Origin of the sequence: Streptomyces sp. NPDC048603, from assembly GCF_043199475.1 — a bacterium.
Lineage (GTDB): Bacteria > Actinomycetota > Actinomycetes > Streptomycetales > Streptomycetaceae > Streptomyces.
Genome location: NZ_JBICVY010000015.1, coordinates 162,176 through 181,238, shown reverse-complemented (window position 1 = coordinate 181,238; position 19,063 = coordinate 162,176). Strand labels below are relative to the sequence as shown.

Annotated in this window: 13 protein-coding genes; 7 read left to right on the top strand and 6 right to left on the bottom strand. The window is 75.3% G+C overall.

From position 1 onward, the window contains the following. Positions 1-442: 442 nt before the first annotated feature. Positions 443-793 carry a hypothetical protein gene (locus tag ACGFQ9_RS32055; protein WP_393578711.1) on the top strand — a complete coding sequence of 117 codons (351 nt, stop codon included), beginning with the start codon at positions 443-445 and terminating at the stop codon, positions 791-793. A gap of 465 nt (positions 794-1,258) precedes the next feature. On the opposite strand, the gene ACGFQ9_RS32050 is transcribed toward ACGFQ9_RS32055, so the two are convergent. The 3 genes from ACGFQ9_RS32050 to ACGFQ9_RS32040 all read right to left on the bottom strand — a co-directional run bounded on the left by ACGFQ9_RS32050 (position 1,259) and on the right by ACGFQ9_RS32040 (position 8,523). Then, complete coding sequence (locus ACGFQ9_RS32050; protein WP_393578709.1) at positions 1,259-5,965, bottom strand: hypothetical protein; 4,707 nt, start codon at positions 5,963-5,965, stop codon at positions 1,259-1,261. 76 nt (positions 5,966-6,041) lie between these two features. Further along, positions 6,042-6,950 (bottom strand): hypothetical protein, encoded by a 909-nt coding sequence (locus tag ACGFQ9_RS32045; protein WP_393578707.1) that lies wholly within the window; start codon positions 6,948-6,950, stop codon positions 6,042-6,044. A 67-nt stretch (positions 6,951-7,017) separates the two neighbouring features. Further along, a complete protein-coding gene (locus ACGFQ9_RS32040) occupies positions 7,018-8,523 on the bottom strand; it encodes a hypothetical protein (RefSeq protein WP_393578705.1) in 1,506 nt (501 codons plus the stop codon). 137 nt (positions 8,524-8,660) lie between these two features. Between ACGFQ9_RS32040 and ACGFQ9_RS32035 the strand changes: the two genes are divergently transcribed. From ACGFQ9_RS32035 to ACGFQ9_RS32025, 3 genes are read left to right on the top strand one after another with little or no spacing between them, the layout of a single operon-like run. Beyond that, positions 8,661-9,422 carry a LamB/YcsF family protein gene (locus tag ACGFQ9_RS32035; RefSeq protein ID WP_393578743.1) on the top strand — a complete coding sequence of 254 codons (762 nt, stop codon included), beginning with the start codon at positions 8,661-8,663 and terminating at the stop codon, positions 9,420-9,422. Further along, a complete protein-coding gene (locus tag ACGFQ9_RS32030; RefSeq protein ID WP_393578703.1) occupies positions 9,419-10,024 on the top strand; it encodes an allophanate hydrolase subunit 1 in 606 nt (201 codons plus the stop codon). The genes ACGFQ9_RS32035 and ACGFQ9_RS32030 overlap by 4 nt, the downstream gene beginning before the upstream one ends. After that, positions 10,021-10,974, top strand: a complete 954-nt coding sequence (locus ACGFQ9_RS32025) for a biotin-dependent carboxyltransferase family protein (protein WP_393578701.1) — start codon at positions 10,021-10,023, stop codon at positions 10,972-10,974. Before ACGFQ9_RS32030 ends, ACGFQ9_RS32025 begins: the two co-directional genes overlap by 4 nt. 739 nt (positions 10,975-11,713) lie before the next feature. On the opposite strand, the gene ACGFQ9_RS32020 is transcribed toward ACGFQ9_RS32025, so the two are convergent. Then, the gene (locus ACGFQ9_RS32020) at positions 11,714-13,135 is read right to left on the bottom strand and encodes a HEAT repeat domain-containing protein (RefSeq protein ID WP_393578700.1); all 1,422 of its coding nucleotides are present in this window, start codon (positions 13,133-13,135) and stop codon (positions 11,714-11,716) included. 324 nt (positions 13,136-13,459) lie between these two features. Then, a complete protein-coding gene (locus ACGFQ9_RS32015) occupies positions 13,460-13,873 on the bottom strand; it encodes an ankyrin repeat domain-containing protein (RefSeq protein ID WP_393578699.1) in 414 nt (137 codons plus the stop codon). 230 nt (positions 13,874-14,103) lie between these two features. Between ACGFQ9_RS32015 and ACGFQ9_RS32010 the strand changes: the two genes are divergently transcribed. Beyond that, positions 14,104-14,298 carry a hypothetical protein gene (locus ACGFQ9_RS32010; RefSeq protein WP_030031218.1) on the top strand — a complete coding sequence of 65 codons (195 nt, stop codon included), beginning with the start codon at positions 14,104-14,106 and terminating at the stop codon, positions 14,296-14,298. Positions 14,299-14,327: 29 nt separating this feature from the next. Further along, on the top strand, positions 14,328-15,938 hold the full coding sequence (locus ACGFQ9_RS32005) for a hypothetical protein (protein ID WP_393578698.1): 1,611 nt from the start codon (positions 14,328-14,330) through the stop codon (positions 15,936-15,938). 536 nt (positions 15,939-16,474) lie between these two features. On the opposite strand, the gene ACGFQ9_RS32000 is transcribed toward ACGFQ9_RS32005, so the two are convergent. Then, complete coding sequence (locus tag ACGFQ9_RS32000) at positions 16,475-17,977, bottom strand: PLP-dependent aminotransferase family protein (protein ID WP_393578697.1); 1,503 nt, start codon at positions 17,975-17,977, stop codon at positions 16,475-16,477. A 303-nt stretch (positions 17,978-18,280) separates the two neighbouring features. Here ACGFQ9_RS32000 and ACGFQ9_RS31995 point away from each other — a divergent pair, with 303 nt between their 5' ends. Further along, complete coding sequence (locus tag ACGFQ9_RS31995; protein ID WP_393578695.1) at positions 18,281-19,051, top strand: glycerophosphodiester phosphodiesterase; 771 nt, start codon at positions 18,281-18,283, stop codon at positions 19,049-19,051. Positions 19,052-19,063 lie beyond the last annotated feature (12 nt).

Genomic DNA, 19,063 nt, shown 5'->3' with positions numbered 1-19,063 from the left:
GGTCGGTGTTCCGTCAATCAAACGGCGTGAGCCTACTACTGCCGCCGGGTGCCTTCGAAGGCGCGTCCGGACGTTTTCGGCCGGACGGCCGCACGAAGATCACGAGTTGTCCCATACTTCCCGTCACCTGCGGCCCGATATGTGGCACATGACACTTCGTGAGGCGTCGGCTCCCGTACCCTGATGGATGGCTGGAATTATTCGTTCCGCGAGGGTCGGGGCGGTCCGGTGGGCCGTCCGCGGGAAGTCCGGACGGCATTTCGGGAATCCTGCGGGCCTTTCGTACGTCTTTGACGGTGACCGGCGGTGGGAAGGGTTGTGGCGGAGCCGCGAGGTCGTCGTGGGGAGTGGGCGGAGCATGGTCAGCGAATACCCCGGAGAGCCGATCAGGCGAGGTCTGTGGGTGGAGGAGCCCGCACGGCGGTACAGGATGCCGGACCCCGTGCGGACGGCCGCCGTGCGGGCGGTGCTGATCGCGTCCGTGACGGTCACCCTGTCCACGGTCACCTTCTTCCTGACCCTGACCGGGTCCTGGCTCGCCTTCCCGATGGTCCTCTGCTCGGTCGCCGGGATCATCGTGTCGACCTGGGGGGTGCTCGACGTGTGGATCACCCGGCAGGCGTGGCGCCAGCGGCACGGCGTGGTCTCGCAGCCGAGCAGCACGGCACGGGGACGGCGGCCGGCGACGGCCTCCGGCGGCGGGACGGGACAGCGGACCTACGAGGCCGCAGCCGGGCCTCGGACGGCCTACGAGGCCGGGGCCGGGCAGCCGAGGCCGCTCCGCCGGGCCTGACCGGCCCGCCGGGGCGCCCGCCGTGTCGTGGGGTGCCGTCGAGGCGCGGCACGGCGCGTGGGGGTGGGTCGGTTTGGGGTCTGGGGGCTTCAGGTCCGGGCACCATGGCCGCCGGGCCGGGGGCCGGGGTTTGCGCGGCTTCGGGTGCGGGGGCCGGGGGCTCCGGCTGGGGTGCCCGGGACGGCATGATTTACGGCGCGCTGAGCGGGATCCGGTTGCCGGGCGGGGGGCGCGCCACACATCACGCTTGAGTGTCCCGGACACCCCAGCCTCCACCCCCGACCCCCTCCCGCCGCCTCCCAGCTGTCCTGCCCCGGTGTGGGCAGGCCGTCCTACCCCGGTGCGGGCACGCACTGCACCTGTGCGGCAGTGCGGAGCGAGGCGGTCCCGGCGCGGTGGCGGAGTGCGTCGGGAAGAGACCTTCCGGATCGGGCGCTCCTTGTCCCTTCGGGCGTCAGGCCCGGGTCACGCCTCCGCGGGAACGGACTGGTTGCGGCGGAACATCCGGGTGGCGGTGATCTCGCCGTGGATGGTCTCGCCCTCCGGTGCCTGCTGGGGCAGACCCGGGCGCAGGTGCTCCTCCACGCTGATGTACTTCAGGCCCGCCCGCAGGTCCGCGTCGTTGCGGAGCCGGATGACCAGCGGGAACTCCGCCAGGGCCGTGGTGTCGAACAGGCCGGTGGTGTAGAGCAGCTGCACGCCCAGCGCGTCGGACACGGCCCGCTGGAGTTCCAGCAGGTACGTGGCGTTGGCCCGGCCGATCGGGTTGTCGAGGAACAGCGTGCCCGCGTGGCGGTGCCGGTCCCGGCCCCGGTCGTTGCTGCGCAACGCCGCCATCGTGCAGTACAGGGCGATCGCGGCGGTGAGGAGCTGGCCGCCGGAGAAGACGTCGCCCATCTGGCCGACCGGGACCCGCTCGGCGCGCAGTACGGCGTCCGGCTTGAGGATCTCCACGGAGATGCCGCGCGGTTCCAGGGCCGCCTGGACCCCGCGCAGGAGCAGGGACATGCCGTCCCGGCGGCCCTCGCCGAAGGAGGCGTTCCGCTTGACCGCGGAGCGGGTGGCCTCGTCGATGACCTCGCCGAGCCGCTCGGTGAGGGTGGCCTGGTCCGGCTCCTCGAAACGGATCCGGAGGAACTCCTGCCCCGACCACTCCCCCAGGCCCTCCGGCAGCTGGGAGAGCCGCTGGGCGGAGCGCAGGGTGGCCAGCGCGGACTCCACCAGGCCGCGGAGCCGGTCCACGATGCTGTCCCGGTTTCGCTCCAGCTGTGCCAGTTCGTCGGTGAGGACGCGCAGCCGGGGCGCGAACGCCGCCGCCCAGGCGGCCGCGTGCTCGGGCAGCGCCGAGGCGGGCAGCTCCCGGATCTGCTGGCGCGCGGGAGTCCGTACCTGCTCGTACCGGGTCGCGTTGGCGTGCCGGACGAGGACGTCGCTCGCCTCGCGGACCGCGGCCTCGGCTGCGGACAGGTCGCCGGAGCAGCCGCGCAGGGACCGGCGGGTCTCGGCGGCGGACTGCCGCGCCTCCTCCAGCGCGCCGGGGTACGGGGTGTGGTCCTGCTCGTCGTCCTCGTGCTGCGCGTTGTCCCGGAGCAGGTCGCGGAGCAGGGCCGCGGTCTCGTCGAAGCCGCCGGCGCCGTCCTCGGCGGTGCGGTGGGCCCGCAGCAGCTCGCCGTGGGCGGCGCGGGCCGTCTCCACCGCGGCGGTGTGCGCGGCGAGCTGGGCGGTGGAGGAACGCAGCAGGGCCTGGGCCCGGTCGACGTCCTCGGGGACGAGTTCCGCGGGGAGTTCGGCGTGGGCCTCGCCGTCCGCCGGAGCATGGCGCTCCGCTTCTCCGCGCAGCCGGCCCAGCTGCTCGCTCGCGGTGTTGGCGCGGGACTCCAGCATCTGGACGAGGGACTCGGCGCGGGCCGCGGCGGCCTGCCGGGACGGGCCGTCGGCCCCGTCGGGGCTCTCCAGGAGCTGGGCGGCGCGGGTGCGGACCTTGTTGGTGAGGCGGTCGAGTTCGGCCAGGGCGGCGCTCTCGTCGCTCTCCGCGCGGGCCTGCTCGGCGCGCAGGTCGGCGCCGACGCCCACCTTCTCGTACAGCTGGGAGGCGGCCCGGTAGGCCTCGCGGAGGTCGGGCAGCGGGACCCTGGCGGTGCCTTCGTCCTCGTCCGGCAGGGTCTCGGGGGCGCCCGCGATCTCGGCCCGCTCGGCGCGCAGCGCGCGGGCGGTGCGGCGGGCGTCGTCCGCGGCCCGCTGGGCGGCGCGGCGGTCCTCGTCGGCGGCCCGGGCACGGTCCAGACAGACCTCGGCCCGTGCCTCGGACTCGGCGGCGTCGTCGGCGAGTTCACGGACCCTGGCCTGCCAGCCGGCCCGCTCGCGGAGGCGGAACGCGAGCCCGGCGAGGGCGTCGGCGGCCCGGCGGGCGCGCTGGGCGGTCTCCTGGCGCTCGTCGCGGACCCGGGTGGCGTCGGCGGAGGCCTCCTCGGCCTCGGCGCGGACGGTGCGGGCCTCCGCGAGCTCCGCCTCGGATTCCTCTGCGAACGCGCGGGCGGCGGCGGCGTGTTCGGCGAGCTCGGTGAGCCGGCCGGCCGGGCAGCCGGTGCGCCAGGAGGCGAGCCGGGCGGCGAGTTCGCGGTCGCCGGCGAGACGGGCGGCGAGCGCCCGGATGTCGGCGTCCCGTTCGCCGGCGCGGGTGCGGAGCGCCCGGCGCTCCTCGTCGGCGGCGTGCTCGTCGTGCATGGCCGGGTTCGGGGAAACGATGAAGATGCTGGAGACGCCCGTGTCGGCGTCGGGGCCCGCCGGCGGTACGGGGGCCAGCAGGGCCGCGGCGGTGCCGACGGCCACGGCGGAACGGGGCAGCAGCGCGGCGGCGCCGAGCACCTCGCGGGCGCGGGCGTGGGTGTCGGGGTCGGTGATGACCACGCCGTCGACGAGTTCGGGGCGGGCGGCGAGCACGGCCGCGTGGTCGGCGGGGTCGACGGACTGGGCGAGGTAGCGCCAGCCGGGCAGGGCGGGGATGCCGTGCTCGGCGAGGTACTCGACGGTGGCGAGCACGTCGGGGCCGGGCGGCAGCAGCCCGCCGTCGCCGAGCGCGCCGAGGATGCGGGCGTCGTCGGCGGCGGCCGTGCGCAGGTCGAACAGCTGGCGTTCGGCGGAGGCGACCTGGGTGTCGAGCAGTTCGCGCAGGTCGTCGGCGTTGCGGTCGAGGTCGTCGGCGGTCAGTGCGCCGGCCTCGGCCCCTGCGCCGGCGCCGGTCGCCCGGTCGTCCCTCGCGTCCGCGCCCGCGTCCGTCTCCGCGTCCGCGGCGGTGCGCGGGCGCGGGACCGCCGTGGGCTCCGGGACGCCCGGAAGACCGAGGAGGTCGGCCAGGCGCGGGGACTCCGCGAGGGAGGCGGCCGTACGGAGCTCCGCCGCGTGCGCGTTCTCCGCGGCGGCGGCCGCGTCGGCGGCGCGGGCCGCGGTCAGCTCGGCACGCGCCTCGGCGGCGGCGGCCTCGCGGGCGGCCTCGGCGGCCGTACGGGCGGCCTCCCGAGCCTCGTCCCAGGCGGCGACGGCGGTCTTCTCGGCGTCGCTGGCGGCGAGCGCGGCCCGGGCCGGGTCTGCGTCGGGGGCGGAGTCCTCCAGCCAGCCGGCCCGGACGGCCTCTGCGGTCTCCTGCTCGACCTCGGCCAGCCGGGCCCGCAGGTGCTCGGACTCGCTGCGGGCGCGCTGGGCCGCGGTCGCGGCGGCGGTGGCGTCGCGGTGCGCGGTCTCGGCGGCGTCCTGAAGGGCGGCTGAGCGCTCCTCCTCCTCGTTGGCGAGGCGTTCGCCGCCCTCGGCGGCCGTGTGCAGGGCCCGTACGAGTGCGGCGGCGGCAGTGGCCCTGGCGGCCAGTGCGGGCGCGGCGTCCCGCTCGGCCTCGCGGATGGCGGCGGCGACCCGGGCCGAGCGGTCGGCGGCGGCCCGGTGGCGGAGCACCGATTCGGCGGCCTGCCAGGCGGAGTGGAGGGTGCGGGCCTCCAGGAGTTCGCGGCGCTGCGCCGCGGCCGCCTTCTCCGCCACCGTGAGCGCCAGCGAGGCGTGCCGGTAGGCGAGTTCGGCGGCGATGGCGGCGCTCCGGTCACGGGAGGCCTCGGCCGCGGTGACCTCGTGGGCGGCGGCGGTCACCCGCTGGGCGAGGTCGGCGGCGCGGGCCCGCTCCTCGACGGCGCGGGCGGACAGCCGGCGGGCCAGGGTGCGGGTCCGGCGTTCGGCGCCGGCGTGTACGTCGCGGGCCCTGGCGCGGGTCTGCGCCGCCTCCACGATGCGGGTCAGCAGGTCCACCGAGCCGGCCGTGAAGTCCCGTTCGGCCATCAGCTCGGCGCGCCGGCCCAGCTTGTTGCCGAAACCGTGGACGAGGTCGGCGAGGCCGTCGGTGTCCCGGGTGTCGGTGACGGCGCGCAGCAGCAGGTCGGTGAAGTCGGAGTCCTTCTTCACCGCGAACAGGCCGGCCGCCTCGCCCTCGTCGGCGTTCATCTCCCGCTGGTAGCGGAAGAGCTCGGGGTCCAGGCCCAGCTCGCCGAGGTGCTCGTTCCAGCGGTCGTGGATCTCCTCCCAGCAGACCTCCAGGTGCGGGTACGCCTTGCCCGCCTCGGTGATCGCGTCGCGGAAGCCCTTCATGGTGCGGCGCCGGCCCTGCGCGCCGGAGGCGCCCTCGACGGGCGGGCGGACCACGGTGGACTCGGCCACCGGGAGGGAGTCCAGGCTGAGGCCGGGGCCGGGCCGGAAGGAGTACCAGGCCTCGGCGAACTTCCGCGGGTCGCTGGAGACCTGGCGGCCGCGCCACTCGCTGACCTTGCCGACGACCACGCACTCGCCGGTCTGGGTGTGCTGCCACTCCAGGGCAACGTGACCGCAGTCGTCGGCGAGCAGGAACTTGCGGAGCACGCCGGAGCTGGCGCCGCCGAGGGTGTTGCGGTGGCCGGGCAGCATCACCGAGAAGATCAGCTTGAGGAGCACGGACTTGCCGCCGCCGTTCTCCAGGAACAGCACGCCGGCCGGAGCCGGACGGCGCGGCGGGCCGGCGGGCTCCTCCTCGAAGAACTCCGCCTGCATGGGTGCCGGATGGGGCACCGGCGCGCCGACCCCGCGCAGGTCGAGCACGGTGTCGGCGTAGCGCGCACCGGCGGGACCGATGGAGTAGAGGCGGATCCGGGACAGCTCGTACATGGCGGCGGGCTCTCGTTGGGGTTCGTGCGTGTGCGGGGTGTGCTGTGCGGGGTGTGCTGTGCGCGGCGGCTGCGGGTCAGGCGTGGAACGGGAGGCCGGCCTCGGCCACCAGGTCCAGGTCCTCGCCCTCGGGAGGCGGCAGCAGGCTCGCGGAGCCGTCGCTGACGGCCACCACGCCGAGTTCGAGGAGCTCGGCCATCGCGGCACTGCCCGCCATGTCGCGTACCTGCAGCTGGTAGCGCGGGGTGGTGCGGTAGGCGCCGCCCGCGTCGTCCCCGGTGCGCTGCAGGAAGCCGGAGTCGGTGAGGAAGGCGACGGCCTTGCCGACGATGCCGGTGGTGGAGCCGGCCAGGCGGCGGGCGTCCTTGGTGGCGCCGGTGGCGCTGCGGCGGGCGTAGACCCGCCAGGCGGCCTCCAGGCCGGGGGTGCCGGTCTCCGGGTCGGTGTTCTCGCCGAGTTCCTCGGCGCGCTCCTCCAGGCGGCGGCAGGCCTGCCGGACGAAGGCGTCGACGCCGTTGACGGTGATCCGGCCGATGTAGCCGTCGTCGGCCAGGTCCTCGGGCCGGGGGAAGGCCAGGGCGGCGACGGCGAGGTGGGCGAGGCCGTGCAGGAAGCGGTCGCCGCCGTCGGCGGAGGTGCGACGGGCGTAGTCACCCATCCGGACGGCGAAGACGGAGTCCTCGCCGGCGGCGACGGCCATGCCGGCCCGCGGGGAGACCTCCAGCACGACCAGGCCGAGCCCGGTGGCCACGGCGTCGGCCAGCCGGGCGAAGGCGGGGGCCTCGCGGTAGCGGCGCAGGAGTTCGGCGTATTCGGCGTCCCGGGCCGGGAGGAGTTTGGGCTGCAGGCCGTACGCGACCAGCCGGGCCGCGTCCGCGGCGTCGGCGGGGGTCACGTGTGCGCCGGCCGGGGTCTGAGCCGGAGCCGGGGCCGACTGCGCGTCGGGCTCGCTCCACGCGGGGTACTCGGCGTGGGTCTCGCTCACGGCTGGGGCTCCTTGACGGTGGTGTGCTGTGCTGTGTGGTGCTGTGTGGTGCGCTTCGGCGTGGCGGTCATGCCGCCTCCGTGCGGTCCGCGGCCATGCCCGCCGCGTCGAGGAGGGCCGTACCCACGATCAGGTCGGCGCCGCCGAACTCCGGGTCCTCCAGCACCGTGCCGTCGTCCACCGCGAACAGCAGCCGCTCCTCGCCCTGGCGGTACGCCGTGCCCACGGCCGGGCTCGCCGCGTGCACGGCGAGCAGGGCCACCAGGTACGGCAGGTCCGGGTCCCGCAGCCGGGCCTCGGCGAGCAGGCCGGAGAGCCGGCGCGGCGCGTCGTGCGGCAGGTCGAGCAGTTCCATGGCGGAGGCGAGCTGCTCCTCGCTGAACCGGCTGTCGTCCGGGGTGGCGATGAGGTCGGGCTCCGGCATCTCGGCGCCGAGGTGCTCCCGCTCCAGCGGCGGGGTGAGCAGGATCTCGACGAGGTCGGCGACCCGCACGGAGACGGGCGTGCGCAGACCGGTGCCGGCCGCGAAGAAGGCGTCGGTGACCCGGGTGGCCTGCTCCAGCGGCAGGGGCAGGAGGGGGGCCACGAGCTGCCCGTACAGGTCGATGCCGGAGCGCGGCGCGGGCGGGGCGAACGCCTGGCGGTCCTGCTCGGCACGGAACAGCGGGCCGGCCTCCAGCAGCCGGGACTGCAGCTGGGTGTGGCGGCGGATGCAGTCCTTGACGATGTCGACCAGTTCGGCGGCCCGCCGCTTGTTGTCCGGGTCCTCCGCCTCGTCGCGAGCCTTGCGGATGTTGGTGAGGATGGCGTTCTCGTGGCGGTAGCGGTCGGCCACGTGGTCCAGCGCCTCCGCGATCATGTCCGGGACGGCCTGCAGCCAGTCCACCGCGCGGACGTTGCGCCGGGTGGCCTCCAGGGTGCGGCGGAGGGTCTCGGCGTACTGCACCGTCCGGTACCGGGCCTGCTCGGCGGCGAGCTGCGCGTCCGCCAGGCGGCCGCGGCTGATCAGCACCTCCAGCTTGACCTCGGCGGCGATCTGGGCGCTGGTGACGTCGGTGTCCAGGGCACCGACCAGCACGTTGACGGCCTCGTCGGTGGTGCGCAGGTAGACCGCGCCGCCGTAGCCCGGGACCTCCTCGATGAGCTTGAAGTCGTAGTCGCGGCGGACGTAGTTGCCATCGGCGCCGAAGGTGCCGTACACGGCGCGGAAGCCCCGGTCCACGCTTCCGACGTTGATCAGGTTCTCCAGCACCCAGCGGGCGACCCGCTCGTGCTCGGCCGCCGGGCGCTGCGGGGCCTGCGCGGCGACGCGCGGCAGCAGCCTGGCCACTATCTGGTCGTGGTCGGCGCCGGTGTCGAAGTCCATGTTCAGCGTGACCAGGTCGATCGCGGCGAGGGCCACCTCCGCCATCGCGTAGACCCCGTACTCGCCGGCCAGATTGGCCTTGCGCGTGTCCAGGTCGTGCAGCGGGGCCGTGCACGCGAGCGCCCGCAGCCGCCGTGCCAGGCCCTCGTCGGCGGCCGGGCCCGGGGCCGGGGACGGGAAGGTCTTCGCCGGGGCAGGAAACGTCACGACGGAAAGATTAGGCGGTCGTACCGACAACCACCCAAACGGCGCGGTTCGGCCCGATCACCCCGGCGGGCGGGGGTTCGTGCTGCGGCCTGCTCTACGCTCACCGCATGGCTTCCATGATCACACCTCCGGTGCCCGTGATCGACCTCAACGCCGACCTCGGCGAGGGTTTCGGCCGCTGGACGCTCACCGACGACGAGGCCCTGCTCTCGGTCGTCACCAGCGCGAACGTGGCCTGCGGCTTCCACGCCGGCGACCCGTCCATCATGCGCCGGGTCTGCGAACTGGCCGCCGAGCGGAACGTACGCATCGGCGCCCAGGTCTCCTACCGCGACCTGGCCGGCTTCGGCCGCCGCTCCATGGACGTCCCGCCGGACGAGCTGGCCGCCGAGATCGCGTACCAGATCGGCGCCCTGGAGGTCTTCGCCCGCGCCGCCGGGTCCCGGGTGTCGTACGTGAAGCCGCACGGCGCGCTCTACAACCGGACGGTGCACGACGCCGGACAGGCGGCCGCGGTCGTCGCGGGCGTCCGGCTCGCCGTCGGCCCGGGCGGGGCCGCCTTGCCGGTCCTGGGCCTGCCGGGCTCGCTGCTGCTGGACGCTGCCGCCGAGGCCGGCCTGCCGGCCGTCCCCGAGGCGTTCGCGGACCGCGCGTACACCCCCGAGGGCACCCTGGTGCCGCGCGGCGAGCCCGGGGCGGTGCTGCACGACCCGGACGCGGTGGTGCGGCAGGCCCTGGAGCTGGTCCGGACGGGTGCGGGACGCTCGCTGTGCCTGCACGGGGACACCCCGGGAGCTGCCGGACTCGCGATGCGGGTCCGGCAGGCGCTGGTGGAGGCGGGAGTGGCGGTGGAGGCGTTCGCGGGGGCTTCCCGGGTGGGCTCGGAGGACTCCGCGTGAAGGTCCTCCCGGTGGGGGCCGATGCCGTGCTCCTCGAACTGGATTCGGCGGCAGAGGTGGCCGCCGTACACGCGGAGCTGCTGCGCCGGCGCGAGGAGCTCGGCGACGTGACGGACATCGTCCCGGCGGCCCGGACAGTCCTGCTCGACGGCGTGGCACCGGCGGTGGCGGCCCGGATCGCCTCCTGGACGATCCCGGAGCTGACGGCGCAGGAGGGCCCCGAGGTGACGGTCCCGGTGCGCTTCGACGGCCCCGACCTCACAGACGTCGCCGCGCTGTGGGGAGTCGCTCCCGCCGAGGTGCCGGAAGTCGTGTGCGGCACCGGCTTCCGGGTGGCGTTCTGCGGCTTCGCGCCCGGATTCGGCTACCTGACCGGTCTGCCCGAGCGGTACCACGTCCCCCGCCGGGCGACACCGCGCACGGCGGTGCCGGCCGGTTCGCTGGCCCTGGCGGGCGAGTACGCCGGTGTGTACCCGCGCTCCTCCCCCGGCGGCTGGCAGCTGATCGGCACCGCGGACGCGGTCCTGTGGGACCCCCGGCGGGACCCCGCGGCGCTGTTCGCGCCGGGGGTGCGGGTGCGGTTCACGGAGGTGGCGGGGTGAGCACGGAGCTGCCCGAAGTCGAAGTCGTCCGCCCCGGGGCGCTGACCACGGTCCAGGACCTCGGCCGGGCGGGCCACGCCCACCTGGGCGTACCGCGCTCAGGTGCACTGGACACACCGGCCCATGCCCTGGCCAACCGGCTGCTGGGCAACCCGGTGGAGGCGGCCACCCTGGAGACCACCCTGGACGGGGTCGCCCTGCGGGTCCGGGGCCGCGATGCGGTGACCGTCGCCGTGACCGGCGCACCGTGTCCGGTACGGGTGGCGGGGCGCCCGGCACCTTGGGGCGCGCCGGTACGGCTACCCGCCGGGGCCGTGCTGGAGGTGGGAGCGGCGACCCGGGGAGTCCGCAGCTACGTGGCGGTCCGAGGCGGCTTCGCGGTCCCACGGGTCCTGGGAAGCCGCTCGACGGACCTCTTGTCGGGGCTGGGCCCGGCGGCCCTCGTCGCGGGGGCGGTCCTGCCGGTCGGGCGACCCCCCTCCGGTCCCCCAGCGGCATCGACGGACGCTCTGCCCCTCCCGGCACCCCCGGAGGAACTGGTCCTGCCGATCCTGCTGGGCCCACGGGACGACTGGTTCACGCCGGAGTCGCTAGCCGCCCTGACCGGCGGAACGTACCGGGTCTCGTCCGCGACGAACCGCATCGGCCTCCGTGTCGAGTCCGGCCCGCCCCTGGTCCGCGCCCGCCCGGGCGAACTCGCCAGCGAGGGCATGGTCCTGGGCGCGGTCCAGGTGCCGCCGAACGGCCTGCCGGTGGTCTTCCTGGCGGACCACCCGGTCACGGGCGGCTACCCGGTCCTGGGCGTGGTCCCGCCATCCGCCCTGCCTGCCGCCGCCCAGGTCCTGCCCGGGACGCCGGTGCGGTTCGGGGTGGTAGGGAGCAGGGCGGGGGCGGTGCGCCCTCGTCCTTCAACCCAGCGGCTGCACCCGCCGTCCGACAGAAGCGCGTAGCGATCACAGGCGGCCCCTGCCCAGCCCCCAGCGGCCCGCACCCGCCATCCGACAGGAGCGCGTAGCGATCTGGTGCGCGTGGGCCGAGCTGGCGTGCTGAGATCTGATCGACTTCGATTCCGCGTCCGCCCGGATGGGCGGCTGGCCGAGCGGAGCCGCTGCTCGTGCCCGCCGAAGCCGGTGACGACTGGCCCTTGGGTCCCTCCATGCCGTTCCCCCGGGGGCCGCCCGACAGTCCTTGTCGTTCCGGGACGGACGTCGGGGTCAAGGGTGGCCCGAAGGGCCATCGCCGGAGGCGACGCGACAACGTCGCGCCCTTGACGCCGGCGGCCGGCACGGAAAGACACTGGGACTGACGGGCAGCCCCCGGGACCCTCTCGCTCCCGCCCCGGCCAAGCGGGCGACGTGCACCCCGCCGGGGTCCCTGGAGGGCAATGCCCCCATGTGTCGGCCTGCGGCTCGGCCGTGGCCGGTCGCGCAGTTCCCCGCGCCCCTGATGGGGCTCAGCCCCGGCTCCGGTGGCCTGCGACGGTCGGTCGGCATCCGGCAGCGGTCACCCCGTAGCAGTCACCCCGCAGCAGTCACCCGGCACCCGGCGGGCCCCAGCCCTCGTGCAGGCGAAAGCGGCGAGCCCGTGGCCCGGCCCCACCACATGAGAACGGGCCCGTGACCTTGGCCCTGTGGGGCGGGGTCACGGGCCCGTATGCGGGTCCCCAGCGGAGGTGCGCCGGCCCCTGCGCTAAACCGCCGGTTCCGCCCCGCGGGCCATCCGGTCACGGACCGCCGACTGGACGTCCTCTTCCTCGGCCGGGTCCGCCGCGAGGCGGCGGAGGCGGTCGGCCACTCGGGAGTCGGCCGTTTCGGCATGGTGGGCGGCGACTTCGCGGGTGGACTCCTCGCAGTCCCAGAGGCATTCGACGGCGAAGCCAGCCGCGAAGCTCGGGTCCGTGGTTGCCAGGGCGCGGGCCGCGCGTCCTCGCAGGTGGGAGGAGGAGGTTTCGCGGTAGATATGGCGCAGCACGGGTGCCGCGCAGCCGATCGCCAGGCGGCCGGCGCCGTCGACGAGGGCGAACAGGGCCACCGCGTCCGGGCCCTCGGAGCGGACGGTGGAGCGGAGGGCCGACAGGACCAGCGGTGCGTCCTCCTGGCTGCCGTGGGCGGCGAGCAGTGCCGCGGCGGCTGCGCCCAGGGCGTCGGGCCTGCTGGCCCAGGTTCGGGCGCGGGCGACGGCGGAGGGGCCGCACATGCGCTGGTAAGCGGCGATGGCGGGTTCGTCGTCGGCGGCTTCGATGAGGTCGAGGACGGCCGGGTTCTCCGGCTCGGCCAGGACCAGGTGGTGCAGGGCGGTGGCCCGGGCGGCTTCGCCGGCTGCGCCGGCGGCCGCGGCGAGGATGCGGGGGCGGTCCTCGGGGGTGGCCACGGCGGCCAGGCAGCGCGCGGCCGGTACGTGCAGGGGGGTGCCGCGGCGCAGGCCGTCGGCGGCCCAGTCGAACACGGCCTGCACGCTCCAGCCGGGGCGCGGGCCGTTCGCGGTCATCTGGCGCTGCCAGCGGGAGAAGGAGCCCTGCTCGCGGGCGGCGCGCAGCCGGGCACGGTGCTCGGGCAGCGCTTCCCACAGGCTCCACGGGCGCGGTTCGTACGCGTCGCGGACGGCGGCGGCCAGCCGCGCCTCGCCCTCGGGCGTGGCGGGGAAACGGGACAGCACCGGTCCGGCGAGGGTGCGCAGGCCGGCGTCGTCGTCGCGCAGGGCGAGCTCGTCCAGGGCCCAGGCCCAGTTCGCCCCGTGGGCGGCGTAGCGGCGCAGCAGCATCAGCGCGTCGTCGCGGCCGTACGAGGCGAGGTGGCCCAGGACGGAGAGGGCGAGCCCGGTGCGGGCCTCCGTCTGGTCCTGCGGCAGGTCCTCGGCGAAGAGGTCGTCGGTGCAGAAGAGGTGGCTCTCGATCTCGCCGAGCGGGCCGTCGAGGTCCAGGTAGAGCCTGGCGTAGTACAGCGAGCGGTTCTCGACCTGCCAGTCCTGGCGCGGGTCGTGCAGCACACACTGGTTCAGCGCCGCGAGGGCTTCCGCCCGGGGGGCGGCGAGTGCGTGCAGCGTGCCGTCGCCACGGCCCCGCTGGAGGAGCCCGAGCAGGGTACCGCTCGGAGCTATGACTGGTTCGAACATGGGAATGGCCTCAAATCAAGCTGGGGACGCAACCGGGAATCGGGATTCACAGAGCCGCGTAACAGCATGTGAGGGCGTCCGCCGTCTTGTTCCGCTCGATGTAGACCATTGTCTTCTCTCTTTCGTCGGTGACCGGAGCTCCCCCCGTACCCCGTATCTCGGGGCTCTCTCCTGATCCGACGCCATGATGGCCCAGCCGGTTTGTGTGCCGCGACCACATTTACGGCCGCCGTGACCAACCCGGGATCAAGTCGCGATCAGGTCCGAGCCCGGAACGGGCCATCAGCGGGCCGTTACCGGCCCGTCACCCCCCGAAAAAGCGGACTACTCGGCTCCGAAGAGCTTGAGCAGGTCGGCCTTGCCGAACATGCGGGCCGTGTCGACGGCGGAAGGGGTGCCGGCGGCCGGGTCCGCTCCGGCGTCGAGCAGGGCCCTGATGACGGCTTCCTGGCCCTTGAACACGGCTCCGGCGAGCGGGGTCTGGCCGCGGTCGTTGGCCCGGTCGGCCTCGGCGCCGCGCTCCAGGAGGGCCGCGACGGTATCGGCGTGGCCGTGGTAGGCGGCGAGCATGACGAGGGTGTCGCCGCGGTCGTTGGTCAGGTTCGCCGGGGCGCCCGCGTCGAGGTAGGCGACCAGGGTGGCGGTGTCGCCCTGCCGGGCCATGTCGAAGATCTTGGTCGCCAGCTCGATGACGTCCTCGTCCGGGGCGCCCGGGACGTTTTCGGGGGTCTCGCTCATGCTGCCGTACCGCCTTTCACCTGCGTCGTCCGTTCGGATGATGCGCCAGCTTACTGGCCGTAACCACCCGTGCGGGGGCCCGGGTCCGATGCGCCGCTCCGGTTCGTCCGGGCAAGTGAAAAATCCGGCAATTCACCCGGATGCACCTGTTGTCGCATTGATACTTCCTGTGAGGTAGGGGGAACTGATGGTGACTGTCCCCACCGTCCACTCCACCGGGAGAACCTGCCATGGTCCTTTCCATCTCGGGCGTCGTCCTGCTCGGCATCATCTGCTTCCTCTTCTTCAAGAAGGACGGGATGAAGCTGACCCACGCCTTCGTCTGCTCCCTCTTCGGCTTCTTCCTCGCGGGCTCCGCGATCGCGCCGAGCATCACCGCGAGTACGGCGAGCCTCGCCAGCCTGCTCGGCGGCATCAAGCTCTGACCGGCCCCGCCCCACTCCAGGAGACGCCCGTGGCCAGGCGCCCACTTCCCCGCATCCTCCAGCACGGCAACGCGTCGCTGGCCCGGGGCCGCGATCTCGCGAGAACCGCTGCCGACAACGCCACGGACGTCCTCCATCCGCTCCTCGTCATCGGGCGCGGGCTGCGCGTACTGGCCGCCACCGGGCGGCGCAAGTGGTCCGACACCCCCAAGGACAAGCGCGGTCCCGCGCTGTTCTTCGGCGCGGCCTGCGTGCTGGTGCTGGCGCTGATGCCGTACGGACCACTGCTCTCGCTGATCGCGCTGATGGGGGCGGCCGCCTGGCAGGGGCGCGACCGCACCCCGGCCGGCACCGGGCCGGGCGAGGCCGAGGCGGAGCGGCTCGGTTCGCTGTACGAGGCCCTGGTCCCGTACTTCTCCATCCCTGAGGACCCCGCTCCGCTGTTCGCCCACGGCAGCGGCTGGGACAAGGTCTTCAGCGGGTACGAGTTCGATGCCGCGGGCCGGCTCACCCGGCTCCGGATCCGCTACCCCGCGTACTTCACCGACGGCGAGTCCGACTCCCGGGCCCGGATCGAGGCCCTGCTGCACGCGAAGTCCGGTCGGGGCCGCGAGTACCTCTTCGACTGGGACGAGGAGGGCAACACCCTCGACCTCAGCGTGCTCCCGCCGCTGCCGGCCGGCATCGCCGCGCAGCGGTTCGTCACCTCCCCCGGGGAGACCGTGCTCGGCTTCACCGACGCCGGCGGCGTGCAGCGGACGCTGCCGGTGCTGGACGGGGCGGAGATGCGGGACGTGCCGCCGGTGATCTGGCGCACGGGTCCGCGGGCGACCGAACCGCACCTGCTGGCCGTGGGCCAGCCGGGCAGCGGTACGTCGACCCTGCTGCGGTCGATCGCGCTGCAGGCGCTGCACCACGGGGCGGGCGTGCTGATCGTGGAGGGCGGGGGAAGCGGGGAGTACACCTGTCTGACCGGCCGGGCCGGCGTGCTGGCGGTGGAGTGCGGGCCGGGCGGGGCCCGGGCGACCCTGGAGTGGGTCGCGCACGAGACCGAGCGGCGGCTGATCGCCACGAACCGGGCGCGGCAGGCGGGGCGGCCGGCGCCGGAGGACACCCGGCGGCCGCTGTGGCTGCTGCTGGACCGGCCGAGCGTGCTGGGGCACCTGGCGGCTGCCTCTGCGGCGGAGGGCGACGGGCGGGGTGATCCGTTCGCGCTGCTGCAGGTGCCGTTGCGGCACGGGCGGTCGGTGAACGTCACGGTGGTGGTGGCCGAGCACTTCGACCAGCTGGAGCTGCTGAGTGAGGCCGTGTGGGCGCACACCCGGGCCCGGGTGGTGCTGGGGGCGGCCTCGATCCCGCAGATCACGGGAGTGCTGGGGCTGCCGCCGCACACGACGCCGACGGTGGAGGTGCCGGCCGGGCGCGGGTACGCGCGGCTGGGGGCGGGGCCGGTGCACCGGCTCCAGGTGCCGGTGACGCCGGACCCGTACGACGACGGGGTGGCGGGGGCGGCGCGGGACGCGGTGCTGGGGCTGCTCCCGGAGCGGTGCCCCGGCGGGGGCGGCACCGTCACGAAGTCCCTGGCGGGTCCGCCGGCTCAGGCGCCGGCCCCCGCCGACGCCGCGGCCGAAGCGCCGTAGCCCTCCCGGGCGGGGCGACCACCCCGCAGCCGACGCGGCTCCGCCGAGGCCTGGGCGCCGCCTCCGCCGAAGGTGCGGGCGCGGCCCCGCCGAAGGTGTGGGCGCGGCTCCGCGAAAGGTGTGGGCAGGCGTTCCGCAGGGCGATGGGGGTCCCCCCTGCTCGAGCGAAGCCGAGAGCTTGGGGGAGGGTGGGCACACCGGAACGCCGCTCCGCAGGCAACGCTCCTGCCCCGCCGAAGCCTTGGCCCGGCTCGGCCGTAGCCGCTGCCCCCGGGCCCGGGCGGTGGCTTGGCCGCCCCCGGCTCCGCCCGGATGGGGGGCCGACCCCGTGTGCGGGGTCGGGGTGCGGGGACACGCTGCGCGTCCGGCGCGGGCCGGTGTGCCGTGTGCCCACCCGTGCCGCCCTGCGGCACGCCTGCCCACACGGCGCGGTACGGCCCGCCTGCCCACACGGCGGTGGCTGCGTGGCCGTCCCGCCGGCCACGGCCGGGGCAACGGCACGCCCGCCCACACGGCGGCGTGGGCGGAGCGGGGGGTCAGGCGACGAAGGCGCGGGAGGGTTCGAATGTGCCCGTGGGAGCTCCGGTGGCGACCAGACGGGCGGCGGCCGCGAGACGGACGGCCGCTTCTTCGGCCACCGGGCCGCCCACGGTGAAGGGCAGCCGGACATAGCCCTCGAAGGCGCCGTCCACGCCGAAGCGCGGCCCGGAAGGGACCCGGACGCCGACGCGTTCGCCCGCCTCGGCCAGCCGGGAGCCGGACAGGCCGCCCGCCCGGGCCCACAGGGTGAGGCCGCCCCGGGGGACGGAGAACTCCCAGTCCGGGAGCTCGCGGCGGACCGCCGCCACCAGGGCGTCGCGGTTCTCGCGGGCCTGGGCGCGGCGCAGCTCCACCGCCTCCGTCCAGCCTCCGGTCCGCATCAGCCAGTTCACCGCCAGCTGCTCCAGCACCGGCGTGCCCAGGTCGGCGTACGCGCGGGCCGCGACCAGGCTGCGGATGACGTCGGGCGCGGCCCGCACCCAGCCGATCCGCATGCCCGCCCAGAAGGCCTTACTGGCCGAGCCGACCGTGATCACCGTGCTGCCCGCACGGTCGAAGGAGCACATCGGCCGCGGCATCTCCGGGCCGGGGTCGAGCTGGAGCTCCGCCATCGTCTCGTCGGCGATCAGGACCGTGCCGGCCGACTTCGCCGCGTCCACCATCGCGCGGCGCTGCTCGTCCGTCGCCAGCGCGCCCGTCGGGTTGTGGAAGTCCGCGACCACGTAGGCCAGGCGCGGCGCGGCGTCCCGGAGCACCTGCCGCCAGGTCGGCAGGTCCCAGCCGGCCAGCCCGTCGGACATGGCGACCGGCACCAGCCGGACCCCGGCCTCCCGCATCAGCTGGAGGATGTTGGCATACGAAGGGGACTCGACGGCGATCCGTTCGCCGCGCCCCGCGAAGAGGTGACAGATCGCGTCGATCGCGCCCATCGCGCCCGTGGTGACCATGATCTGTTCCGGCATGGTCGGTATGCCGCGCTCGGTGTAGCGGTCGGCGAGCATCCGCCGCAGGGCCGGCAGCCCGGCCGGGTAGTCCCCGTGGGTGTGGGCGTACGGCGGGAGTTCCTCCAGCGCGCCCTGGACCGCCCGGGTCAGCCACGGTTCGGGGGCCGGCAGGGCGGCGCAGCCGAGGTCGATCATCGACCCGAGGGCCTCGGGCGGCAGCGGTTCCAGACCGCGGGCGGGCAGCGGGTTGCCGGCCGGTACGGAGGTCCAGCTGCCGGCGCCGCGCCGGGACTCCAGGAAGCCCTCGGTGCGCAGCGCTTCGTACGCGGCGGCGACGGTGGTCCGGGACAGGGCGAGGGAGACGGCGAGCTCGCGTTCGGCGGGCAGCCGGGCGGCGACCGGAACCCGGCCCTCCAGGACCAGCAGGCGGATGCCGTCGGCCAGCGCACGGTAGGCGGGCGGCTTCTTGGCGCCCGGTACGGCGGGCCGCGGCTGCTGCGAGGTGATCAGCCGGGCGAGCTGGGTCGCGCCCACGGCGGAGGTCCACTGAGCCATGCTGTCCGGTCCACCTTCTCGGATTGGCCATGTCCGGCCGGGGTCCGGCCGGTAATTGGATTGGTCCTGCGGTGACCAGACTCGCACGGGCCGGTCCGCGCGCACCAGCCGCCCGGCCGCCGAATCGCTTTCGGCGGCAGGAGCCGCACCGGGCGGGAGCCGCACCGGACGGACTCTGCCGGGCCCCTCCCGAGCCCTCCCGAGCCCGCCCGACCCCGTCCCGACCCCGCCCGGCCCCCTCCCGAACCCCACCCGTCCCCGCCATGTCACCGGGATGCCGTTCCCGGGGTGCATACTGCGGCCGTGACGCACGTACGCCTCCTCCATCCGTATCTGGACCATCCGGCTCCCATTCCGTTCGCGCACCGCGGCGGGGCGGCGGACGGCCTGGAGAACACCGCAGCCGCCTTCCGGCGCGCCGCCGAAGCGGGCTACCGGTACTTCGAGACCGATGTGCACGCCACGCAGGACGGGAAGCTGGTGGCGTTCCACGACGCGACCCTGGACCGGGTGACCGACGGCACGGGCCGGATCTCCCGGCTGCCCTGGGCCCGGGTGCGGGAGGCCAGGGTGGGGGGAAGCGAGCCGCTGCCGCTGTTCGAGGACCTCCTCGACGAGTTCCCGGACGCCCGCTGGAACATCGACATCAAGGACGAGTCCGCCCTGCACCCGCTGGTGAACCTGATCGCCCGCCGCGCGCTGTGGGACCGGGTCTGCGTGGGCTCGTTCTCGGAGCGCCGGGTGGCCCGGGCGCACCGGCTGGCCGGCCCGCGCCTGGCCACCTCGTACGGCGTGGCGGGGGTCGTCGGCCTGCGGCTGCGCTCGTACGCGATCCCGGCCGCGCTGCGCGTGGGCGCGGTGGCGGCGCAGGTGCCGGAGAGCCAGGGCGGCATCCGCGTGGTGGACGGGCGGTTCGTGCGAACGGCGCACGAACGCGGCCTGCAGGTACACGTGTGGACCGTGAACGAACCGCAACGCATGGAGGCTCTGCTCGACCTGGGCGTCGATGGCATCATGACGGACCGGATCGACATCCTGCGCACGGTCCTGGACCGGCGCGGGGCCTGGGCGTAGGCCCGCACAGAG

What these genes read in the sequence shown, in the direction of transcription:
- ACGFQ9_RS32050 (WP_393578709.1), bottom strand. Translation starts at nt 5,965, where the DNA reads ATGTACGAGCTGTCCCGGATCCGCCTCTACTCCATCGGTCCCGCCGGT.
- ACGFQ9_RS32020 (WP_393578700.1), bottom strand. Translation starts at nt 13,135, where the DNA reads ATGTTCGAACCAGTCATAGCTCCGAGCGGTACCCTGCTCGGGCTCCTC.
- ACGFQ9_RS32015 (WP_393578699.1), bottom strand. Translation starts at nt 13,873, where the DNA reads ATGAGCGAGACCCCCGAAAACGTCCCGGGCGCCCCGGACGAGGACGTC.
- ACGFQ9_RS32010 (WP_030031218.1), top strand. Translation starts at nt 14,104, where the DNA reads ATGGTCCTTTCCATCTCGGGCGTCGTCCTGCTCGGCATCATCTGCTTC.
- ACGFQ9_RS32000 (WP_393578697.1), bottom strand. Translation starts at nt 17,977, where the DNA reads ATGGCTCAGTGGACCTCCGCCGTGGGCGCGACCCAGCTCGCCCGGCTG.